24 protein-coding genes and 1 pseudogene are annotated in these 21,046 nt (G+C 57.8%); 14 read left to right on the plus strand and 11 right to left on the minus strand.

All coding sequences use genetic code 11. The features are described 5' to 3' along the window. Positions 1-30: 30 nt before the first annotated feature. A complete protein-coding gene (locus AC4ANK_RS20840; RefSeq protein WP_044295079.1) occupies positions 31-360 on the minus strand; it encodes a hypothetical protein in 330 nt (109 codons plus the stop codon). Positions 361-465: 105 nt separating this feature from the next. Here AC4ANK_RS20840 and AC4ANK_RS20845 point away from each other — a divergent pair, with 105 nt between their 5' ends. Both AC4ANK_RS20845 and AC4ANK_RS20850 read left to right on the plus strand, forming a co-directional pair. Next, positions 466-1,239 (plus strand): hypothetical protein, encoded by a 774-nt coding sequence (locus AC4ANK_RS20845; protein ID WP_460384597.1) that lies wholly within the window; start codon positions 466-468, stop codon positions 1,237-1,239. A gap of 57 nt (positions 1,240-1,296) precedes the next feature. Beyond that, positions 1,297-1,572, plus strand: a complete 276-nt coding sequence (locus AC4ANK_RS20850; RefSeq protein ID WP_460385236.1) for a hypothetical protein — start codon at positions 1,297-1,299, stop codon at positions 1,570-1,572. Here AC4ANK_RS20850 and AC4ANK_RS20855 read toward each other — a convergent pair. The 3 genes from AC4ANK_RS20855 to AC4ANK_RS20865 form a co-directional block, all read right to left on the minus strand. Next, complete coding sequence (locus tag AC4ANK_RS20855) at positions 1,507-1,770, minus strand: DUF1652 domain-containing protein (protein ID WP_122232917.1); 264 nt, start codon at positions 1,768-1,770, stop codon at positions 1,507-1,509. The genes AC4ANK_RS20850 and AC4ANK_RS20855 overlap by 66 nt on opposite strands. A 250-nt stretch (positions 1,771-2,020) precedes the next feature. Continuing rightward, the gene (locus AC4ANK_RS20860; protein ID WP_460384595.1) at positions 2,021-2,254 is read right to left on the minus strand and encodes a PLD nuclease N-terminal domain-containing protein; all 234 of its coding nucleotides are present in this window, start codon (positions 2,252-2,254) and stop codon (positions 2,021-2,023) included. 130 nt (positions 2,255-2,384) lie between these two features. After that, on the minus strand, positions 2,385-2,573 hold the full coding sequence (locus tag AC4ANK_RS20865; protein WP_122325996.1) for a hypothetical protein: 189 nt from the start codon (positions 2,571-2,573) through the stop codon (positions 2,385-2,387). Between the two features lie 80 nt (positions 2,574-2,653). On the opposite strand from AC4ANK_RS20865, the gene AC4ANK_RS20870 reads away from it, so the two are divergent. From AC4ANK_RS20870 to AC4ANK_RS20915, 10 genes are all read left to right on the plus strand, one after another. Beyond that, entirely contained in the window at positions 2,654-4,423 is a 1,770-nt protein-coding gene (locus AC4ANK_RS20870; protein WP_002553067.1) for a DNA cytosine methyltransferase, read from the plus strand. A 15-nt stretch (positions 4,424-4,438) separates the two neighbouring features. Continuing rightward, positions 4,439-4,978: a hypothetical protein gene (locus tag AC4ANK_RS20875; RefSeq protein ID WP_002553066.1), complete on the plus strand. Its 540-nt coding sequence runs from the start codon at positions 4,439-4,441 to the stop codon at positions 4,976-4,978. A gap of 214 nt (positions 4,979-5,192) precedes the next feature. Continuing rightward, positions 5,193-5,981, plus strand: a complete 789-nt coding sequence (locus AC4ANK_RS20880; protein ID WP_460384593.1) for a hypothetical protein — start codon at positions 5,193-5,195, stop codon at positions 5,979-5,981. Further along, complete coding sequence (locus AC4ANK_RS20885) at positions 5,978-6,634, plus strand: hypothetical protein (protein WP_460384591.1); 657 nt, start codon at positions 5,978-5,980, stop codon at positions 6,632-6,634. Before AC4ANK_RS20880 ends, AC4ANK_RS20885 begins: the two co-directional genes overlap by 4 nt. A 63-nt stretch (positions 6,635-6,697) precedes the next feature. After that, entirely contained in the window at positions 6,698-7,195 is a 498-nt protein-coding gene (locus tag AC4ANK_RS20890; RefSeq protein WP_460384589.1) for a hypothetical protein, read from the plus strand. A gap of 223 nt (positions 7,196-7,418) precedes the next feature. Beyond that, the gene (locus AC4ANK_RS20895; protein ID WP_460384587.1) at positions 7,419-8,603 is read left to right on the plus strand and encodes a tyrosine-type recombinase/integrase; all 1,185 of its coding nucleotides are present in this window, start codon (positions 7,419-7,421) and stop codon (positions 8,601-8,603) included. Positions 8,604-8,639: 36 nt separating this feature from the next. Next, on the plus strand, positions 8,640-10,412 hold the full coding sequence (locus AC4ANK_RS20900; RefSeq protein ID WP_031597946.1) for an N-acetylglutaminylglutamine amidotransferase: 1,773 nt from the start codon (positions 8,640-8,642) through the stop codon (positions 10,410-10,412). Between the two features lie 3 nt (positions 10,413-10,415). Then, positions 10,416-12,164, plus strand: coding sequence for an N-acetylglutaminylglutamine synthetase (ngg, locus tag AC4ANK_RS20905; protein WP_002552560.1), 1,749 nt, complete (start codon positions 10,416-10,418; stop codon positions 12,162-12,164). A gap of 81 nt (positions 12,165-12,245) precedes the next feature. Beyond that, positions 12,246-13,442 (plus strand): osmoprotectant NAGGN system M42 family peptidase, encoded by a 1,197-nt coding sequence (locus AC4ANK_RS20910; protein ID WP_002552559.1) that lies wholly within the window; start codon positions 12,246-12,248, stop codon positions 13,440-13,442. Between the two features lie 67 nt (positions 13,443-13,509). Continuing rightward, positions 13,510-13,737 (plus strand): YheU family protein, encoded by a 228-nt coding sequence (locus AC4ANK_RS20915; protein ID WP_002552558.1) that lies wholly within the window; start codon positions 13,510-13,512, stop codon positions 13,735-13,737. 47 nt (positions 13,738-13,784) lie between these two features. Here the strand turns inward: AC4ANK_RS20915 and csrA are convergent, their stop codons facing one another. After that, positions 13,785-13,979 (minus strand): carbon storage regulator CsrA, encoded by a 195-nt coding sequence (csrA, locus tag AC4ANK_RS20920; protein ID WP_002552557.1) that lies wholly within the window; start codon positions 13,977-13,979, stop codon positions 13,785-13,787. A 223-nt stretch (positions 13,980-14,202) separates the two neighbouring features. Between csrA and AC4ANK_RS20925 the strand changes: the two genes are divergently transcribed. Continuing rightward, positions 14,203-14,952 carry an IS5 family transposase gene (locus AC4ANK_RS20925; protein ID WP_460384584.1) on the plus strand — a complete coding sequence of 250 codons (750 nt, stop codon included), beginning with the start codon at positions 14,203-14,205 and terminating at the stop codon, positions 14,950-14,952. Between the two features lie 55 nt (positions 14,953-15,007). Here the strand turns inward: AC4ANK_RS20925 and AC4ANK_RS20930 are convergent. The 3 genes and pseudogenes from AC4ANK_RS20930 to AC4ANK_RS20940 all read right to left on the minus strand — a co-directional run bounded on the left by AC4ANK_RS20930 (position 15,008) and on the right by AC4ANK_RS20940 (position 16,987). Continuing rightward, positions 15,008-15,339: pseudogene (locus AC4ANK_RS20930) on the minus strand (YnfA family protein). Positions 15,340-15,690: 351 nt separating this feature from the next. Then, positions 15,691-16,506: an SDR family oxidoreductase gene (locus AC4ANK_RS20935; protein WP_002552556.1), complete on the minus strand. Its 816-nt coding sequence runs from the start codon at positions 16,504-16,506 to the stop codon at positions 15,691-15,693. A gap of 103 nt (positions 16,507-16,609) precedes the next feature. Further along, positions 16,610-16,987: a DUF2784 domain-containing protein gene (locus tag AC4ANK_RS20940; protein ID WP_002552555.1), complete on the minus strand. Its 378-nt coding sequence runs from the start codon at positions 16,985-16,987 to the stop codon at positions 16,610-16,612. A 314-nt stretch (positions 16,988-17,301) separates the two neighbouring features. Here AC4ANK_RS20940 and AC4ANK_RS20945 point away from each other — a divergent pair, with 314 nt between their 5' ends. Next, positions 17,302-17,460: a DUF3309 family protein gene (locus AC4ANK_RS20945; protein ID WP_002552554.1), complete on the plus strand. Its 159-nt coding sequence runs from the start codon at positions 17,302-17,304 to the stop codon at positions 17,458-17,460. 105 nt (positions 17,461-17,565) lie between these two features. On the opposite strand, the gene AC4ANK_RS20950 is transcribed toward AC4ANK_RS20945, so the two are convergent. The 3 genes from AC4ANK_RS20950 to AC4ANK_RS20960 all read right to left on the minus strand — a co-directional run bounded on the left by AC4ANK_RS20950 (position 17,566) and on the right by AC4ANK_RS20960 (position 20,623). Further along, positions 17,566-19,224: a cation acetate symporter gene (locus AC4ANK_RS20950; RefSeq protein WP_031597943.1), complete on the minus strand. Its 1,659-nt coding sequence runs from the start codon at positions 19,222-19,224 to the stop codon at positions 17,566-17,568. Then, the gene (locus AC4ANK_RS20955; protein WP_002552552.1) at positions 19,221-19,532 is read right to left on the minus strand and encodes a DUF485 domain-containing protein; all 312 of its coding nucleotides are present in this window, start codon (positions 19,530-19,532) and stop codon (positions 19,221-19,223) included. The genes AC4ANK_RS20950 and AC4ANK_RS20955 overlap by 4 nt, the downstream gene beginning before the upstream one ends. Positions 19,533-19,768: 236 nt before the next feature. After that, entirely contained in the window at positions 19,769-20,623 is an 855-nt protein-coding gene (locus AC4ANK_RS20960; RefSeq protein WP_002552551.1) for a glycine betaine ABC transporter substrate-binding protein, read from the minus strand. Positions 20,624-21,046 lie beyond the last annotated feature (423 nt).

Here is a 21,046-nt window from a genome sequence, read left to right on the forward strand (position 1 = left end):
CCACGTAGGGGTATCGAACAAAATACCAGCTTATCCGGGGTAAATATCCGCTCGAAAACCCCATTTCTCCCATTGATGAATTGAGATAAATCCATTATCAGCCGGTGGAGTCTCGCGCGCCTTTAAGATTTTCATTATTGCCGCGAGCTTCTCCGGCGTCACCTCTCCATCGACTTCAACCAGCAGTTGTTCTCGGCGCTCAGTAGTACCCGAAGAGTCAGAACTAACCAACGCTCCCAAGGTACGAACAGCCCATATCTCTAGCGGCCCATGAAATTTATTGGCTTCGTCGATCACGAGAATCTGACGAACATTATCTAAGTTAACGCTTTTGATTTGGTCGAACTTAACAACGGTCATCTATCGCCCCTTTATCCGGCTCCATGCCGGTGATCATCTATAGCTCACCCCCAACCAATTTGCCACCACCGGACACGGAGGGTGGCGCATGCATGGAGAAACACCATGAGTCAATACATTGTGCTCAGCCTCAAGCACACAAAGCGCCGCGTTAAAGCGATCACTCTTTGGAAGGGTCACGACAAAGGCTATTGCTGGAAGCTGGAGCCTGCAGGTGTGTACACCGAAACTGAGGTTCTGGACCGACTGGGCTACTACAACAGCGGATGCTCGAACATCGCCGTACCGGCAGAACTGGTTATCGAGCTCTGTGAAAACGTCGAATACGACACCAAAGAGCACGGGCTCTGCCTTCCGAACAGGGCTGGAGTCTGGTCGAAGCTGCTGGCCGCCGTGATCAGGCCAACTCAATACGAGCCGAAGCCCGAGTATCGTGGCGCCAGGTACACCGAGAAAAGCCTGTGGAATAAGCGCCAACGCTGCGAGCAGGTCAATCAGGTGATCGAGATCATCGGCGACCACGGGCGCAGGTTCTTTTTCAACGAAGCCAACCAGCGATACGCCAGCCTGGAGGTCGATCAACGCGGCAAGGTTTGGCTGATTGACGATTACACCGGCAAGCGCATCTTCACCCACCCTACCCAGTGGGGCGGACGCTGGAGAGGCTTTAGCCACGGCGGCACCCTGAAAGCTCTGGTCGAGCGCTTCCGCGATTACATCTGCGAGGGTAAGCAAATGCCGCTCGGCTGGTTAGGGCCTGAGCGCTTCGGCGACTCCAACATCTGGGGCTATGACGAAGCAGGTATGCGCGCGGTGCGTGAGCTGGCAGCAGTGATACCCGTTTTTCTCCCGTCTGATCGAAAACCTGACGCCGCCTAACCCACCCCCACCTATTGCGCTGAACGCCTCGGCGGGCAGAGGCTGCCCGGAGTAACCATGGAATATGAACTACATCTCGGCGACTGCCTGGAGGTGCTTCGCGGCTTGCCTGCGAACTCCATCGACAGCGTTGTAACTGACCCGCCCTACGGCATTCGCTTCATGAGCAAAAGCTGGGCGGTCAGAACGTCGAAGACTGCGCCGCGTACCGGGCAAGCACGCCATCCCATACCGAGCCGCGCGAGCCAAAACGCGGACTTCAGTTTTCTAAGCCTTGTGCGCTTTATTCCGGCGCTCGGGTGCAAGGCTACGAAGGCGCATATCTTCTTTTAGCTCCGTGACCAAAGATGCAATCGCGCGGCTCGAGCCAAGACCTGACGGGTCAATTCCCGTAACCGTCAACTCCTCCTTACCTGTGCTTTGGTCGAAGATCTGAATGAACATTGAACCGTCCGGCTCAATCTTACAGACGCACTTCATGGGCAGAAAAGCCGATTCAATGATATGCCGTAATTCCAGACTAGAAATCATACCGCCACCTCCTTTTCGGGTATTAAGGGACTGTAAAGTTTAGGTCAGATCGATTTTTACTAGTTCCCAAAATTTGATCTCTGCACCGCAGCAAGCTTCTTGTGTTCCACATCGATCCGGGGAGCACGTTGAAAAAGACATAAGTTGCGATACCTGCAGCGGGAAATTCAGCCCCGCACGAGAGTGCACCGTGACGCCCTCAACGACGGTAATCGGCGAGCAAGTCACGGTGTGATGTCTGCAGTTCCTTTTACCCTTTGCTGTGCTGATCCGAGGATGGCCCGGTGCCCGGCTTTATGCCGCGCGGCCCTACTACACCCCAGACGATCAGACCCAGGACCGGAAACAGCATGATCCCTATGCTCCAAGCCGCTTTCTCTCCCGGGCTCCGTTGGCTCCTACAGATGCCGATGATCACGACAATGTTCGCGAACAGGATGAGCAGCGAGAACGGCAACCAGAGCAGGCTGATTATGGCTTCCATGACATGTACTCCAAACGTTGATGTTCAGAGTTGGCAACCGCTGGTTGTGAGGGTTCATTTGAACTGACAGGGTGCTGAGGGTCCGGTATCTGCGCAGCGCTATCACATCCAACTGGACTCTTCTCCACCTTCACTGATCGGGCAGAACGCCTTCAGCTTTGCCCAGCGCTTCGCGGTAGCGCGCCATTGCGATTATTTGCCGAATACCAGTGAGCAGCTCCGACTTTTGATGACCTTCCAGCAGATCCAGTCGGATTAATAGGTCCTCAGCCACTTCCATGATTGCCTGAAGCGCTTCTATATCCTTTTTCAAAGTCATATCGACGCCCTGCCAACTTGGTCAGAAAAGTCTTTCTTACCCCACTTAAACGACTCACGCCACCCCGGCGAGGATGAACTATGTCCGCTCACCAGCAATACCCGCCCCTTCAGTACGGAAGCGTGTGCAGCGGCATTGAGGCCGCGACCGCAGCCTGGCACCCGCTGGGCATGGAACCGGTGTGGTTCGCCGAGGTTGAACCCTTCCCCAGCGCCGTACTGGCTCACCACTACCCTCGCACCCCGAACCTTGGCGACATGACAAAGCTCGGGGCCCTGGTCTTGGCTGGCAAGATCAAAGCGCCGGACGTGCTTGTAGGCGGGACGCCGTGCCAGGCATTCAGTGTCGCCGGCATGAGACAGGGCATGCTCGACCCGCGCGGCGCCCTAACCATCAAATATGTGGAGCTTGCAGATGCAGTTGACCTTGTTCGAACCAGTCGAAACCAACCCGAAAGCATCATCGTGTGGGAGAACGTCCCCGGTGTCCTTTCCGACAAAGGCAACGCCTTCGGATGCTTTCTTGGCGCGCTTGCTGGGGAAGACTGCGAACTGCAGCCTCCAGGGAAGCGGTGGCAGGACGCTGGTTGTGTGTATGGACCCAAAAGAACAATCGCGTGGCGGATCCTGGACGCCCAATATTTCGGCCTGGCCCAACGACGCCGCCGTGTGTTCCTTGTCGCAAGTGCTCGAGCAGACTTCGATCCCACCGCGGTACTTTTTGAGCGCGAAGGCGTGCGCCGGGATACTGCGCCGCGCCGAGGCGAGGGGCAAGACGTTACCGGAACAGCTCCTTTCGGCCCTGCGCTCCAGTGCGGATGCGGAAATGTGTTCAGCGAAGAGTTAGGCCATTACGGCTGCCCGAACTGCGAAGGCGATGAGGGGCCAGCGGTGAGCATGTTCGGCGGCATCCCAGCATTCGGCGGGCACAGCTTGTCCGGATCAGTTGAGCGAGCGGCAACGCTTACAGCCAAGGACACACGCATGGACATGGAAAGCGAGACGTTTTTCGTTCAGCCGTCTCATGACGTTACCGGCACGCTCAGTTCCAGATCTACCGGCGGCGGCGGACTGGGCACAGACTTCGATCTTGCGGGAGGCCTTCAAGTTGTTGGAGCTCTTACCAGTCATGCGTTCAGTGGCGGTGCTGGTGGCAGGCCAGATGGCGCAGCGTGCGGCCACTTCCTTGCAGTCGCTGGGACGCTTCAAGCCAACGGGAAAGCTGCTGGCAGTGCCACGCAGCAGGACGCGGAGTCAGGCCTGCTGGTCGTTCATGGCACTCAAGACCCCAGTTTCAGCGATTCATTGGCTTTTGCTCTCGGCCGGAACAGCGGACAAGAAAACGTCCTCGCGTTCAGTTGCAAGGACCACGGTGCTGACGCCGGTCAACTGGCCCCCACGCTGCGAGCAATGAACCATCAGGGCAGTCACGCAAACGCCGGCGACCAGGTCGCAGTCGCGATCACTCAATTTGGCGAGCACGCAGGCACACTCACTGCGCGCCATGATTCAAGCCCATGCGCTGATCGCGGCATGAATGTGGTGTCGGTTGCTTTGCGCGGCAGGGATGGTGGTGCGACCGCCGAGATTGGCGATGACATCGGTAACGCTCTGCGTGCATCAGGTGGCGGCGGCGACAAGGCGCACGCGCTGGTCAACTCGTCAGTGCGCAGGCTTACACCGCGGGAATGTGAGCGCCTGCAGGGCTTTCCTGACGATTACACCCGCATTCCTTGGCGCGGCAGGGTCTTGGGCTTATGCCCGGACGGTCCGCGCTACAAAGCGATCGGTAACAGCAAGGCCGTGCCAGTGGTGCGCTGGATCGGAATGCGAATACAGCAGCAGCTCTAACCCCAAGGAATCCCCATGATCAATATCTTCTGGCGACTGCTCGCCAAGCTACTCGCGCGCCCGGCAATCGCTGCCTGGCTCATCACCCGCGCCCAGCGCACCCCATACCTGCACATACAGTCAGCTGATGGCCAAGAGGTGTACATGGGCCGCTGGTGGCTGTTCAACGCCTACGACCGGGAAACCCACCTCGGCCGCATACGCTGGTGCCCTTGGTCGATCCGCGTGCACCACATCATGCGCCCCGACGCCGACCGGGACTTGCACGACCATCCGTGGAATGCACGCACGGTGGTCCTGCGTGGTTGGTACACGGAACAGAGACTGCTCGATGTAGGACTTCCACCAGGCACAGCCTCGGAACTCACCGGGTACACCGACCGGATTCCAGGCGACACCGCACGGCTCAACCACGGCGAATACCACCGCATCGACGAAGTGTCGCCCGGCGGCGTGTACACGCTCTTCATCACCAGCCGCTGGAAAGGCGACTGGGGCTTTCTGGTCAACGGCGTGAAGGTCGCTTGGCGTGAATACACAGGGGAAGGATCATGACCAACACGCCAATCTGCTGGCGTGCAGCGGCTCAGGAAGTGCCGAAACAACCGAGTATCACCGCCCAAAGGCCGATACTTGAACTCATAAAGCGCTTCTCCAAGGGTTTGACAGGGCCTCACTTTTGCCCGGTGCGCCCGAACACTCCGCAGTAACAACCCCCTCTCAATCAATTCAATGTCAGCCGCATGTGCGGTATGGCGGAGCTATGCCAATGGAACTTGAAGCCATAACCAGTGAGGCCCAGTTGTGCGCGGTCTTCATGATGGAGTTCAACAGCCTGCCGGGCTGGACCTGCCATCCCGAGGCCGCAGGGTTTGATGTGCTTGTCGTCCATGAGGACGGGCGCCAAATCGGCGTCGAAGCGAAGCTGGCTCTGAACGCCAAAGTAGCCGACCAGATTCTGCCATCGCTTGGGGACGAGTTCTACGGACGTCCCGGTCCCGACCACCGCCTCGTCATTGTCAGCAAGATCACCGACTCCAGCGCAGGAATCAAGAAAATGCTTGAACACCTGGGCATCCGTGTGCTGGTCGCAAGCAAGTACTCCAGGGTGAAAGGTTGCTCCCATGGCTTCAGCATTGACTCGGAGCTGTTCTGGCCGGAGAAGAAACTCCCGCGCTTTGGGTACTCCAACCGGATGTTCGACTGGTGGCCTGAGCAGCGCTGCAAGGTGCCCTCAGTTGTGGAAACCCTGCCTGCCGGTGTGCCGTCACCGATCCGACTCACTCCGTGGAAAGAATCGGCCCTGCGGGTAATTGCGCAGATGCGGCTTCAAGGCTTCATCACTGCAAAGCAAATTTCATCCTTCGGAATTGGCGTGACGGTATGGACTCAGGCACCCGGAAGTAAACCGGCATGGCTGGCCAGGGGCACCTCACGCGGGCAGTGGCTGGAAACAGAGCATATGCCGGCTTTCGACAAACAGCACCCCGACGCCTACGCGCTGGCAGTGTTTGAAATCACGGCGAAAGCTGACGCCCCACTGGAGTTATTGTCATGACCAACCAAACCAAAGAACGCCCCATCCTGTTCTCGGCTCCGATGGTGCGCACCATTCTGTCGGGCCAGAAGACGGTCACGCGGCGGGTAGTGAAAGTTCAGCCATTCGACCTTAGCTGGTCGCGGCGTGATCACCGGTTCGAGTACCTGGCCGGCCGCGCCGTGAATGGCGACGAGATAGACGGTTTCTATGCCTACTCCACCCGCAGCGGCGGGGAATGGAGCGCAAAGTCCCCGTACGGCCAGCCTGGCGACCGGTTATGGGTGCGAGAGGCTTGGCGGGCTGACGCCCAGTTGAATGCGATCGCGCCGCGCGAGCTGAGCCACGGCGAGCCGATCCAATACCCGGCAGATGGTTCCTCAAGGCAAACCGGATGCTCGATGATCACGCTGGGGAAAACTCGGCCATCCATCCACATGCCGCGCTGGGTCAGCCGCATCCTGCTGGAGATTACCGACGTAAGGGTCGAGCGGTTGCAGGACATAAGCGAAGAGCAGGCGGAAGCCGAGGGGCCGAATTGGCCAGTCGCAGAACACCTCGAAATGGCGTGGCGCGTCCAATTCAGGACTCTCTGGGAATCCATCAACAGCGCTGAGAACTGGAACGCCAACCCGTGGGTCTGGGTTGTCGAATTTAAGCGCGTGATGCCGTAATCCAATCAGTACATACCCCCTTCCCTACAGAGCCTGCCGGTGATCGGCGAGCGAGGTATTTTTATGGCTAACCCAAAGCACCATCTGCGTGAAGCAATCATCGCCGCACTGCCGGACATTGCTCAGCAACTCCCGCTCGACTGCGAGCTTTTCGTGATCGTTACTCGCCCGGGCAGTGACGACTTCGACCTGGTCCTGCCATCGCCCGAAGCGAACCTAAACACCGCTCTGGATGCGCTCCGCCGAAACGGCCTGAGCATTGACGGAGACAACGCATACAAACGTGATCTTCTGGATGTGGCAGTCGGCGCGATGGGGTTTGGCTTTCAAGGCACGAATCCACCGCCTCCCGGCCACTGGGGCCAGCGCTTCTATGATCTTGGCCGCGCCGAAGCCGAATTGCGGAAAGAGCTAGTAGCAGCGCTCAAAGTCATGCGCGAAAACCTCCGATCATGCCAGGCGACGATCCGCGGGCGCGGTGGCTTCGATCCCGGCTATATCAGCGATGCACATGCAGCCATAAAAATGGCTGACGCGGTGCTGAGCAAGACCCCTCAATAACCCCTTCCGCCGCCCAGCGCGGCCCGGAGCATAAGCCTATGGCCACCGCTGCCAAGCTGCCGGAAGATCCGGCGCACGACAAAGTTACCGAAAAACGCATGGCCGAACTGATCGGTACCACCGCAAAAGCGCTTCAGCGAAAGCGCGAGCGCAACATAATCCCCGCCGGCGTCTGGATGAAGATCGACGGACGAATCATGTACAGCAAATGGAGATATGACGAATGGCTAGAGAACCTCTGGAACTCCCGACCGGTGTCGAGCTTATTGGGCAATCCATCAGAATCCGGTTCTCAAGGGGCAAGCGCCGCTGCTGCGAGACGCTCCCCTACCCCCAGACGCCGAAAGGCATCGCCGCAGCAGCAGGCCTACGTTCTCAGGTAAAGCAGCTGGAAAAGCTCGGCGCGCTGACCCCAGAGAAGTACGCCGAGCTGTTCCCAAACTCCCGAAGCGCCAGCACCCACAAGATCCCGATCTTCTTCGACTATGCTCAAGATTGGCTGGACAGCCTGCAGATCGTGGACAGCACCCGGAAAAACTATCGCTCTGCACTGCAAACCTACTGGATCCCCTACCTGGCCAGCCTGCGCCTTGATGAAATAACGCCGATGAAAATGCGCAAGCTGGCCACCGATATTCAGTGGCCGTCCCCCAGCCGCAGGAAAGGTGCCGTGCGGATCGTCACGAGCATCTTCGCCCAGGCTGTCAGTGATGAATTGATAGTGCGCAACCCGGCCGCATCAATACCCGCAACCCGAGGTGTGAAGCGCGAAATTGATCCGCTGACGCGCGAAGAGGCAGATGCTTTGATCGAGCAGCTCTACAAATCGACAAGCGGTTTGCAGGCCATCTACGCAGCATTTTTCGAGTTTTCCTTCTACACGGGGATGCGCCCGGGCGAGGCGATGGCTCTGCGCTGGAGCGAGGTTGATACCCGCAAAAGGTCAGCACGGGTATGCCGGATCCGCATATACGGAAAGATTCAGGAAAGGACCAAAACGAAGGTGGTGAGGGAAGTTTTATTGAACGATCGGGCCTTACATGCACTCGATAAGGCTAGGCCGCTGACGGAGCTGCGCTCTGATTACGTGTTTGCACCCGAAGGTAATGGGGACCGAACAGAGCTTTTTATCCGCTCCGAGACGGGGCCAAAACGTTACTGGCTGAGCGCCATGCGGAAGGTGGGAATTAGAAGGCGCAGGATGTACGACACGCGCCACACCTACGCAACCATGTGCCTGATGTCCGGCATGAATCCGGCATTCATTGCCGCGCAACTTGGGCACAGCGTGCAGGTGTTGTTGTCGACCTATGCGAAGTGGATCAGCTCGCCGAGCGACTGGGCAGAGCTTGAAAAGCTCAATATGAGTGAAAGTGGTACGAAATTGGTACGCACCGAAAGCCAGTAACGCCAAACACGCCGAAACACATAAGGTTTAGGACAAATGTGCGGATTAGCAGGTGAATTACGTTTCGACCATCAACCAGCGGACCTGGCCGCTGTTGAGCGCATTACCCATGAGCTGGCGCCTCGCGGCCCGGATGCGTGGGGGTTTCACAGCCAGGGGCCGGTTGCCCTTGGTCATCGCCGTCTGAAAATCATGGACCTGTCGGATGGCTCGGCGCAGCCGATGATCGACAGTCACCTGGGCCTGTCCATGGCCTTCAACGGTGCGATTTATAACTTCCCGGAATTGCGTGCCGAGTTGGAAAGCCTTGGCTATCAGTTCCATTCCGGTGGCGACACCGAGGTGTTGCTCAAGGGCTATCACGCTTGGGGCGCAGACATGCTGCCCAAGCTCAATGGTATGTTCGCCTTCGCCATCTGGGAGCGTGACAGCAAGCAGCTGTTCATCGCCCGTGACCGCCTCGGCGTAAAGCCGTTGTACCTGTCGAAAACCGACAAGCGCCTGCGCTTCGCGTCTTCGCTGCCTGCCCTGCTCAAGGGTGGTGATATCAGCGGAATGCTTGATCCGGTGGCGCTCAACCATTACCTCAACTTCCACGCTGTGGTGCCTGCCCCGCGCACGCTGCTGGCGGGCGTCGAGAAGTTGCCGCCAGCCAGCTGGATGCGCATCGACGCCAGCGGCAAGGTCGAGCAGAAAGTCTGGTGGACCCTGCCTTACGGTCCTCATGAAGACGAGAAAAACCTCACGCTCGAAGACTGGCGCGACCGCGTATTGGACAGCACCCGTGAAGCAGTGGCGATTCGTCAGCGTGCCGCGGTAGACGTCGGCGTGCTGCTTTCCGGCGGTGTCGACTCCAGCATGCTGGTCGGCCTGTTGCGTGAAGTGGGGGTAGAAGACCTGTCGACCTTCTCTATCGGCTTTCAGGATGCCGGTGGCGAGCGTGGCGACGAATTTCAGTATTCCGACTTGATCGCCAAGCATTACGGCACACGCCACCACCAGTTGCGTATTCAGGAAAGCGAGATCATCGAACAGCTGCCTGCGGCGTTCCGCGCCATGAGCGAGCCGATGGTCAGCCACGATTGCATCGCCTTCTACCTGCTGTCGCGTGAAGTGTCCAAGCATTGCAAGGTGGTACAGAGCGGCCAGGGCGCTGACGAACTGTTTGCCGGTTACCACTGGTACCCACAAGTAGACGGCGCGAGCGACCCGGTTGCGGCCTACCGCGATGCGTTTGTCGACCGCAGCTATGCGGAATATGCCGAGACGGTGCAGCCGAAGTGGCGCACAGCCAACGACGCAGCCGGTGATTTCGTTCGCGATCATTTCGCCCAGCACGGCGCCAGCGCCGCGGTCGACAAGGCGTTGCGCCTAGACAGTACGGTGATGCTGGTCGATGACCCGGTCAAACGAGTCGACAACATGACCATGGCCTGGGGCCTGGAAGCGCGTACACCGTTCCTTGACTACCGTCTGGTTGAGCTGTCTGCGCGTATTCCGGGCAAGTTCAAATTGCCTGATGGCGGCAAGCAAGTGTTGAAAGAAGCGGCGCGTCTGGTCATTCCTTCGGAAGTGATCGACCGCAAGAAGGGCTACTTCCCGGTTCCCGGCCTCAAGCACTTGCAGGGCGACACCCTCAACTGGGTGCGTGAACTGTTGACCGACTCCAGTCAGGACCGCGGCCTGTTCAATCCGGCCATGGTCGATAAGTTGCTGACCAACCCAGAGGGCCAGCTCACGCCATTGCGCGGCTCCAAGCTGTGGCAACTGGCAGCGCTGAACCTGTGGCTCAGCGAACAAGGACTGTGATTGATGAAACAGAACGCGACGACTTATAGCCAGCGCTTGTTGCGTGGCCAGTCGCCCTCGTACGAACGTCTGCAAGCGCGTCTTGCCGAAGATGGCAGCCAGATAGACGCAGAGCCTTTGGCGCTGCATTGTGGCTGGGGTCGCTTGCTGATCGGTCACACTTACCCTGATCCGGCAGCACTGGCCCAGGACCTGCTCAACGAAAAGCCCGGCGAGCGTGACATTGCCTTGTATGTGGCGGCGCCGCAGCAGGTATTGGCGCAATCGCCGCAGCAGTTGTTTCTCGACCCGTCGGACACGCTTCGTCTGTGGTTCAGCGACTACCGACCGGCGCACCGGGTGTTTCGCGGGTATCGCATCCGCCGGGCGCATAACGAAGCGGACTGGCAAGCCATCAATAACCTGTATCTGGCACGCGGCATGTTGCCCATCGACCCGGCCCTGCTCACGCCGCGTCATGAAGGTGGCCCGGTATATTGGGTGGCCGAAGATGAGGGCAGCAACACGATCATCGGCAGCGTCATGGGCCTTGATCATCAGAAAGCCTTCAATGATCCGGAAAAAGGCAGCAGCCTCTGGTGCCTGGCGGTTGACCCGCAATGCACACGTCCCGGCGTGGGTGAAGTGCTGGTGCGGCATTTGATCGAGCACTTCATGAGCCGCGGTCTGAGCTACCTTGATCTGTCGGTGTTGCATGACAACGATCAGGCCAAGGCGCTGTACGCCAAGCTGAATTTCCGTAACCTGCCGACCTTCGCCATCAAGCGCAAGAACGGCATCAACGAGTCGTTGTTCCTCGGCCCAGGTCCGCAGGCGGATTTCAATCCATATGCGCGAATCATCGTCGAGGAAGCCCATCGTCGTGGCATTGACGTACAGGTGGATGACGCGGATGCCGGCCTGTTTACCCTCAGCTATGGTGGTCGGCGGATCCGCTGCCGCGAGTCGTTGAGCGATCTGACCAGCGCGGTGAGCATGACCCTGTGTCAGGACAAAAGCCTGACCCATCGAGCGTTGAAGGCTGCAGGCCTGCGCTTGCCCGCACAGCAGCGGGCAGGCAGTGCAGACGACAACCTTGCGTTTCTTGAAGAGCACGGGCAAATCGTGGTCAAGCCGCTGGATGGCGAGCAAGGCCAGGGTGTCGCCGTCGATCTGCGGACCATCGAAGACGTTCAGAGCGCTATCGAACAGGCCCGTCGGTTCGACACTCGCGTCATTCTGGAAAGCTTTCATGAAGGCCTCGACCTGCGCATCGTGGTGATCGGCTTTCAGGTGGTGGCTGCAGCGATCCGTCGTCCGGCTGAGGTCATTGGTGATGGACGCCATACCATCAAACAGTTGATCGAGGCCCAGAGCCGTCGCCGTGCCGCCGCGACTGATGGCGAAAGCCGTATTCCGATGGACCAGGAGACCGAGCGCACAGTGCGCGAGGCCGGTTTTGAGTATGCCGATATCCTGCCGATGGATCAGCGTCTGGCCGTGCGCCGCGCTGCAAACTTGCACACCGGTGGCTGCCTTGAAGATGTCACGGCCATTCTGCACCCGGTGCTCAGCGATGCAGCAGTACGTGCAGCCCGGGCTCTGGACATCCCGGTCGTCGGCCTGGACCTGATGGTGCCGGCCGCCGATCAGCCCGAGTACGTGTTCATCGAAGCCAATGAACGCGTGGGCCTTGCCAACCATGAACCACAACCCACCGCCGAACGTTTCGTCGATCTGTTGTTTCCGCACAGCCTGCCTGTGCATATCTGATCGCAGTTGCGGACACAGGCTGCAAAAGGGCTATCAGCCCTTGCGGCCTTGTGGCTTGCAACTGTTCCATAAGGAGCATCCATGACCCCTGCAAATATCCCCGATCCGGATCTGAAATACCTGCAGAAAGTTTTGTTGGAAATGCTCGCGATTCCAAGCCCGACCGGTTTTACCGACACTATCGTGCGTTACGTGGCCGAGCGTCTTGAAGAACTGGGCATCCCGTTCGAACTGACCCGCCGCGGCACGATCCGCGCCACCCTCAAGGGCAAGCAGAATAGCCCTGACCGTGCGGTATCGGCGCACCTGGACACCATCGGTGCCAGCGTTCGGGAAGTCAAAGACAACGGCCGCCTGGCACTGGCGGCAGTCGGTTGCTGGTCAAGCCGGTTTGCCGAGGGCAGCCGTGTCAGTGTATTCACCGACACGGGCGTGATTCGTGGCAGCGTTCTGCCGTTGATGGCGTCCGGTCATGCGTTCAATACCGCCGTCGACGAGATGCCGATCAGTTGGGACCACGTCGAGCTGCGTCTGGATGCCTATTGCACCACACGTGCCGACTGCGAATCGCTGGGCATCGGTATCGGCGACTTTGTGGCGTTCGACCCGCTGCCGGAGTTCACCGAGAGCGGTCACATCAGTGCACGCCATCTGGATGACAAGGCCGGTGTCGCGGCGCTGCTTGCGGCGCTGAAATCCATTGTCGACAGCGGTGCAGAGCCGTTGATCGATTGCCACCCGCTGTTCACCATCACCGAAGAAACCGGTACGGGCGCAGCGGGCGTACTGCCTTGGGACGTGAGCGAGTTCGTCGGTATCGACATCGCGCCGGTTGCACCGGGCCAGCACTCCAGCGAGCACGCGGTGAGCGTGGCGATGCAGGACTCGGGCGGTCCGTACGACTACCATCTGTCCCGCCACTTGCTGCGTCTGGGCGTAGAGAACGAACTGCCGGTACGCCGTGACCTGTTTCGCTATTACTACAGCGATGCGCATTCGGCAGTGACGTCAGGGCACGACATACGCACGGCCCTGCTGGCCTTCGGCTGCGACGCGACTCACGGTTATGAGCGCACGCACATCGATAGCCTGGCAGCGCTGAGCAAACTGCTGGGTGCTTACATATTGAGCCCACCTGTGTTCGCCAGCGATGCCAAACCGGCCCAGAGTTCACTGGAGCGGTTCAGCCATCAGATCGAACATGATGCGCAGATGGAATCCGACACCCGTGTGCCACCGGTCGACAGCCTGATCGGGCAGAATCGCGAGGAAAGTTGAGGGCCTGTGAATTGCGGTGCCTGGCACCGCAGTTCTATCATCGCTGCTCATCGACACGAGAACCGCCATGCTGATCCCCTACGACCAACTGGAACCCGACACCCTCACCCGCCTGATCGAGGATTTCGTCACCCGTGAGGGCACCGATAATGGCGACGAAACACCTCTGCAAACCCGCGTGCTGCGTGTGCGACATGCGCTGACCAAAGGCCAGGCGGTGATCTTTTTCGATCTTGAGAGTCAGCAATGTCAGTTGATGCTCAAGCACGATGTGCCCAAGGAGTTTTTTCAATAACCTTGGGCGGGCCTGAATCGGTTTTTCAATGAGGCGAACAACGTCGCCTATTGAAGCGGCGTTGTCGCTTGTTGCGAAAGTTTGTTGGCGATGCGCTTGTAGACCTCGGCTCGGTGAACCTTGATGTCTTTCGGGGCATTGATCCCGAGCCTCACCTGATTGCCGTTGATACCCAGAATCTGCACGGTGATGTCATCACCGATTGAAAACGTTTCACCAATTTCCCGCGTCAGTACCAGCATTTTTCCCACCCTTCTCGTTGCGCAAAAAGGCAGGGTGCATCGCGAAACCGAGCGCTTCAATGCGCTGATGGCAAATCAGTAACGCCCTTCAAACGCATCGGAAAAGACTGAAGGAAGGGTCTTACTTTCTAGGGTCTGTTCCCGTTTCGACGTAACCCATTGATCTCTATGAGAACAGGCCCGTATTGTTGGAGTTCTCACACAACACCAATACGAGCCTGCAATGCCCCGATTAATGCTCAGTGATGAGCACTGGCCGAAGCTTCGAGAAATTTTGCTGCACGAATCGATCTACAACAAGCGAGATTTGCGCACCACGGTTGAAGGCATGCTGTACCGCATGCGTGTGGGTTGCCCTTGGCGAGACCTGCCGAAAGCGTTTGGAAACTGGAGCAAGGTCTACAAGCGGTTCAATGCCTGGTCTGCTTCAGGCAAGTGGGTCAAGGTGCTTGAGGTGCTGATGACCGATCCTGACATGGAGTGGGTTTTCATTGATGGCAGTTATGTAAAGGCTCATCAGCACAGTGCAGGTGCTGCCAGCACGCAGGACCAGGCCATCGGAAAAAGCCGAGCCGGTAACACCAGCAAGATTCACCTGGCTGTAGACGCTTGTGGGCTGCCCATTGCATTTGACGTGACCGGAGGCCAGACCAATGATTGTTCGCAGGCGGCCTCGTTGATTGCCAAGATGCTCAATGCAGAAGTGATCATTGCGGACAAGGGCTACGACACTGAAGCGATACGCGCTCAGGTCGAGCAGCAAGGCAGCAAAGTGGTGATTCCACGAAAGCGCAATTCTCTGAAAGGGAACGCAGATCTGGACAAAGGGTTATATCGCAATCGACATCTCGTAGAAAACGCCTTTGCCCGGTTGAAGCATTTCCGGGCGGCGGCTTCTCGGTTCGACAAACTCAAGAGAAACTATGAAAGCGTCATAGCAATGGCCTGCGCTTTTCTGTGGCTGCCAATGTGAAACGGGAACAGACCCTAGCTAAATCTGTAGGAAATATCGCTGGCAGCCGCAGTTTTCATGCAGCAGACCAGCGCGGCCCCAGCAGGATGATGGTGGCGCCGATCACGCAGAAAGCCAGCCCCAGCCAGTCCGTACCCAGCGGCCTGACCCGCTCGACCAGCCCCAGCCGGCAATCGACGCGACGATGTAAATCCCGCCATACGCCGCATAGGCTCGCCCTGCATAGGCCGCTTCCACACGTGTCAGCAACAGCGCGAACAGTGTCAGGCTGATGAGTGCCGGAATGACCCACAGCGCGCTTTTGCCTTGGCGCAGCCATAGCCAGAAGGCATAGCAGCCGAATATCTCGAACAGGGCTGCGAGAAAGAACCACAGGTAATTGAGCACGATGGACTCGCTGAAAGGGGCTTAAAAGAGGGGCGTAACCCTATCAGAAAACAGCGCGGTCATGACCCTGATGACCTTGAACACGTCGCTCAAGAGGACGCAGAGCGTCCAGAACGGCATGCGACGCGGAGCGTCGCACGATAGTCATAAACGTCGCACGATAGTTGAGATTATCGTTCCGCACGCTCCAGCGTGGGAATGCAGGTCGCGACGCTCTGCGTCGCAAGAGGACGCAGAGCATCCGGAACGGCATGCGACGCGGAGCGTCGCACGATAGTCAACGTACGCAACGGCATTCCGGCCCGAAACGTCGCACGATAGTGAGATGCTCGCGTCCGCTTTTGAGCTGTGTCAGGCATGCCCTTTCTGCGCCTTGGCGCGCATCTTTGCGCACATGATGGTCATTTCGTCATACATCGCCTGTGGCTGGTTGCGCTTCAGGTCCCAGGCCATTCGGCCTTCCTCGTGGGGCAGGATCATGAACTCGCCTGCGGCTACTTGCCTGAAGATGTAGTCGGCAATATCTGCGGCAGTGATCGGTGACTTCTCCAGCAGTCTGCCGATCTGCGCTTTCATGGCAGGCGTCGGGCCTCGAAACGAATCCAGCAAGTTGGTCTGAAAGAACGACGGACAAACCACATGCACGGCGACGCCCTGATCATGCACTTCAACCAGCAGGCTTTCGGAAAGTGCCACAACCCCTGCCTTGGCGACGTTGTAATTGCTCATCGCCGGGGCCTGCATCAACGCGGCCATCGACGCAATGTTGATGATTTTGCCTTTGCTGGCCTGCAACATAGGCAAAAACGCCTTGCAGCCTTTGACGACCCCCATCAGGTTGATCGCGATCTGCCAGTCCCAGTCTTCCAGCGACAGCTCGTTGAAGAAGCCACCCGATGCCACGCCCGCGTTGTTGACGATGATGTCGATGCCGCCCAGTCGCTCTTCACATGCCTGAGCAAACGCCGTGAGCTGACTGTAATCGCGAACATCGCAACGCTGAACGAACCCGTCACCACCCGCCTCGCGCACCAGCGTCAGGGTCTCCTGCAGACCGGCATCGTTGATGTCCGACAGCGCCAGCCGCCAGCCTTCGCGCGCCCAGCGCAGTGCAATTTCACGACCCAGACCTGAGCCGGCGCCAGTAATCATGATGCGGTTTTGCATAGCCGAGTGCCTTGTGATGTGCAGGAGTTGCCTGAGTGTAATCACAGCCGGGGCCCTACAATCCCACCATCAAGGCGCTGAATGCCTGGAGCAAACCCGAAGCTCATGAATGCCGCACGCGTGATACGAAACGCATCAATAACAGGCCGTACACCGACACATTGACCAACAGCACAATGCCCCCCAGCCACAGCTGTATGCCCGGCGTAAGCCCGACAGGGTAGATCAGCGGAATCAGATAATGCTCGACGAAGCCGCCGTCATATCCTTGCTCACCGGCTGTGCGGCGCAGTGTGTTTTCCAGCGGTGTCAGTGGGCAGTACAGATGCAGAAACTCAACCGCAGCCCCCCACGCAACTGCCGGAACGTGTAGTAATGCCAGCCACGGCCTGCTCACTACCAGCAGACCGCCGAACAGCACGAATACGATGAACAGTAGATGAAACGCGACCACGGCATCTGCCGCCACTCGATAAAACATCTGCGCGCCCCCTGCTGGATTTCAATCAGGTCATCTGTGCAAATCAGCGGAGAATTTTCACGTCATTTAGTTCAATGATTTTTAAGATCATTTCAGGCACTTTCCATCAACTAGACCCGAATTATTGTCGGACAAAAACACATCAAGTCCATGATTTTAATGATTTTTTAGATATGTAAGAAATTATTAAAAATAGATGAAACCTTTCCCGAGTGGCCGTAGTCCGATGAGTCAAGCAGGCAAATTCAGTGCCGTTGGGTATGAAATTCTGTACTGCATCTGTTAACTAACTTAAATGAAAGAGGGAACTCATCATGGGCATCGGCACTATTCTTATCATCGTTCTGATTCTGTTGCTGGTTGGCGGTCTGCCGGTATTCCCGCACTCGCGCAGCTGGGGCTACGGTCCGTCGGGCATCATCGGTACTATCCTGGTGATCCTGCTGATTCTGGTATTGCTCGGCAAGATATAACCTGTTGCTTCAAGCAACAGGCAAAAGCCCCGCCTCTCCAGGCGGGGCTTTTTTATGGCCCATGAAAAAGCAGCCCGAAGGCTGCTTCATTTACTGCTTCAGCACTTAGTGCGAAACCGCACCGCTGGCACCCAGGCCTGTTTGTGACCGGACGAATTGCGGGTAGAACAAGGCGCGCTCGCCCTCTGCCGCTTTCGACTTGTCGGTGATGGAGAAGAACCAGATACCTACGAAGGCGATGGCGATAGAAAACAGCGCCGGGTATTCGTAAGGGAAAATGGCTTTCTCGTGATGCAGTATCTGCACCCAGATGGTTGGCCCCAGGATCATCAGCACCACGGCGCTGATCAGGCCCATCCAGCCACCAATCATGGCGCCACGGGTGGTCAGGTTTTTCCAGTACATGGAAAGCAGCAGGATCGGGAAGTTGCAGCTTGCAGCGACCGAGAACGCCAGACCCACCATGAACGCGATGTTCTGACTTTCGAAGGCAATACCCAGAAGGATCGCCACGACTGCCAGCGCAATGGTGGTGATTTTCGAGATACGGATCTCGTCTTTCTCGTTGGCCTTGCCCGCTTTGATCACGCTGGCATACAGGTCATGGGAGACCGCCGAAGCACCTGCCAGGGTCAGACCGGCAACCACTGCCAGAATGGTGGCGAAGGCGACTGCCGAGATGAAGCCCAGGAACAGGCTGCCACCGACAGCATCGGCCAGGTGAACCGCTGCCATGTTGTTACCGCCCAGCAAAACACCCGCTGCATCCTTGAACGCCGGGTTGGTGCTGACCAGCAGGATCGCGCCAAAACCGATGATAAAGGTCAGGATGTAGAAGTAGCCGATGAAGCCGGTTGCGTACAGCACGGACTTGCGGGCTTCCTTGGCATCGCTCACGGTGAAGAAGCGCATCAGAATGTGCGGTAGGCCAGCAGTACCGAACATCAGCGCCAGACCCAGCGAGAACGCTGAAATCGGGTCTTTCACCAGACCGCCAGGGCTCATGATCGCTTCACCTTTAGGGTGAACCTTGATCGCCTCGGAGAACAGCATGTTGAAGTCGAAGTTAACGTGTTTCATAACCATCAGGGCCATGAACGACGCACCGGACAGCAACATGACCGCCTTGATGATCTGCACCCAGGTAGTGGCCAGCATGCCGCCGAACAATACGTAAAGGCACATCAGGATGCCGACCAGTACCACCGCAACCATGTAGTCCAGACCGAACAGCAGCTGGATCAGCTTGCCGGCACCGACCATTTGCGCAATCAGGTAGAACGCCACTACCACCAGCGAGCCGCAGGCGGACAAGGTGCGAATTTCCTTTTGCTTGAGGCGATACGACGCAACGTCGGCAAATGTGTATTTACCCAGGTTACGCAAGCGTTCGGCGATCAGGAACAGAATGATCGGCCAGCCCACCAGAAAGCCGATCGAGTAGATCAGGCCGTCGTAGCCGGAGGTGTAGACCAGTGCGGAAATACCCAGAAAGGACGCTGCCGACATGTAATCACCGGCAATTGCCAGACCGTTCTGGAAACCGGTGATCTTGCCGCCTGCCGAGTAGTAGTCCGACGCGGTCTTGTTCTTTTTCGACGCCCAGTAGGTGATGTACAGCGTGAAGGCGACGAATACCACGAACATGACAATCGCGGCGATGTTAAGGGGTTGCTTCTGCACGGCGCCCGTCAATGCGTCTGCCGCCCAGAGAGTCGGCGCGAATGTGGCCAGGCCAAGTGCTGCTGATAGGCGCCGGATCATTGCTGAGCCTCCTTCAGGATGGCGTTGTTCAAATCATCGAATTCACCATTGGCACGGCGAACATAGATGGCGGTCAGCACAAACGCGGAGAGGATCAGCCCTACGCCTATCGGCATTCCCCAGGTAATGGTTGAAGTCGGGCTCAACTTGGCCCCCAGAATATGGGGTCCGTACGCAATCAAAAGAATAAAGGCCGCATACAGGCCAAGCATGATCGCCGAGAGAATCCAGGCGAACCGCTCTCTTTTGGATACCAGCTCCTTGAAACGCGGGCTGTTTTGAATCGAGAGGTAAATGCTGTCGTTCATTGTTTTTGTCCTCGCAGCACAGATGAGATGTCACGTAACGCACTTTAGTCGGGTCCGGCGCGCACTCCAGACGACCTTAGTATTAGAACGACACTAGCCGCAGATGAACCTCTTTGCACGGCACAGGTCCGCCACAAGTCAGCCTGTGCAGAAAATACCGTAATCCAGAAAAGGCAAAGGCCGTCTGGCGATGGCACCAGACGGCCTTGAAACGGCTTTTGCAGAGGACTGCAGAACTATTTAGCGGTCCATGCGGCGACCCGATCCGGGTGCTTGGCTACCCAGTCCTTGGCAGCGGCTTCAGGTTTGGCACCGTCCTGAATCGCCAGCATCACTTCACCGATTTCATCCTTGGATGCCCACTGGAATTTTTTCAGAAAGGCCACGACCTCGGGGGCTTTTTTCTCCAGGCCAAGGCTGGCGACGTTGTCGACGGTTTCAGCTGCACCGTAAACGCCTTTAGGGTCTTCCAGGAAACGCAGTTTCCACTTGGCGAACATCCAGTGCGGCACCCAGCCGGTGACGACGATGGCTTTCTGCGCTTTCTCCGCACGAGTCAGTTCGGCAATCATGCCTGCGCCGGAACTCGCCTGCAGTTTGTAACCGTCCAGACCGTAATCCTTGATGGCCTGATCTGTCTTGAGCATAACCCCTGAACCGGCATCGATCCCCGTGATCTTCTTGTTGAAGGAAGCATCGGTCTTGAGGTCTTCGATGGTTTTGGCTTTCACGTATTCAGGCACGATCAGGCCGATCTTGGCGTCCTTGAAGTTGGGCCCGTAGTTGACGACCTGATCCTTGTACTTGGTGTAGTACTCGCCGTGAGTGCCCGGAAGCCAGGCAGACAACATCAGGTCGAGCTTGTCGGTGGCCACGGCCTGCCACATGATCCCGGCCGCGACCGATTGCAGTTTGACGTCGTAGCCAAGCTTCTGCTTGATCACTTCGGAAGCCACGAAGGTGGTGGCGACGCTGTCGGACCAGCCTTCCACATAGCCGATGGTCAGGGTCTTGGTTTCAGCAATCGCCAGCGTGGAGCTGACAGCAAGCACCAGAGCGGCACCCGCCCCCAGTATTTTTCGCATCATCATTGTCGCTTCCCCGGAAGTCTGCACCGACGGTTGTCGGGCTTCGTCAACGTTGTTTTCAAGCGCACACCCACGCTTGGCTCTCATCGTCATACACACGTTGCTTGTGATGCTGGCTGAAGGCCGTGGGAGCGAACTTGTTCGCGAAGGCTGTATCTCAGACGATGCATATTCAGAGATTGTACCGGCCCTTTCGCGAACAAGTTCGCTCCCACGCCCTGCGAGCAGAAGCTTGAAAGCATCACTTCCCGGGCTCTCCGGGGCTGATGTATAACGCTGAGCGTCCAGTTTCGGGGCACGCTGCGCTCTGATCGCCGCCACGCGCAGTGACACGCAGCAAATTGCCACCGTCATCATCAACCTGCCGGGCAAGCAGACATGCTCTGGCTACGACACTCGGGCAACGGGAAACGACAACATGCAGTC

The organism is Pseudomonas sp. Pmew2, assembly GCF_058129885.1.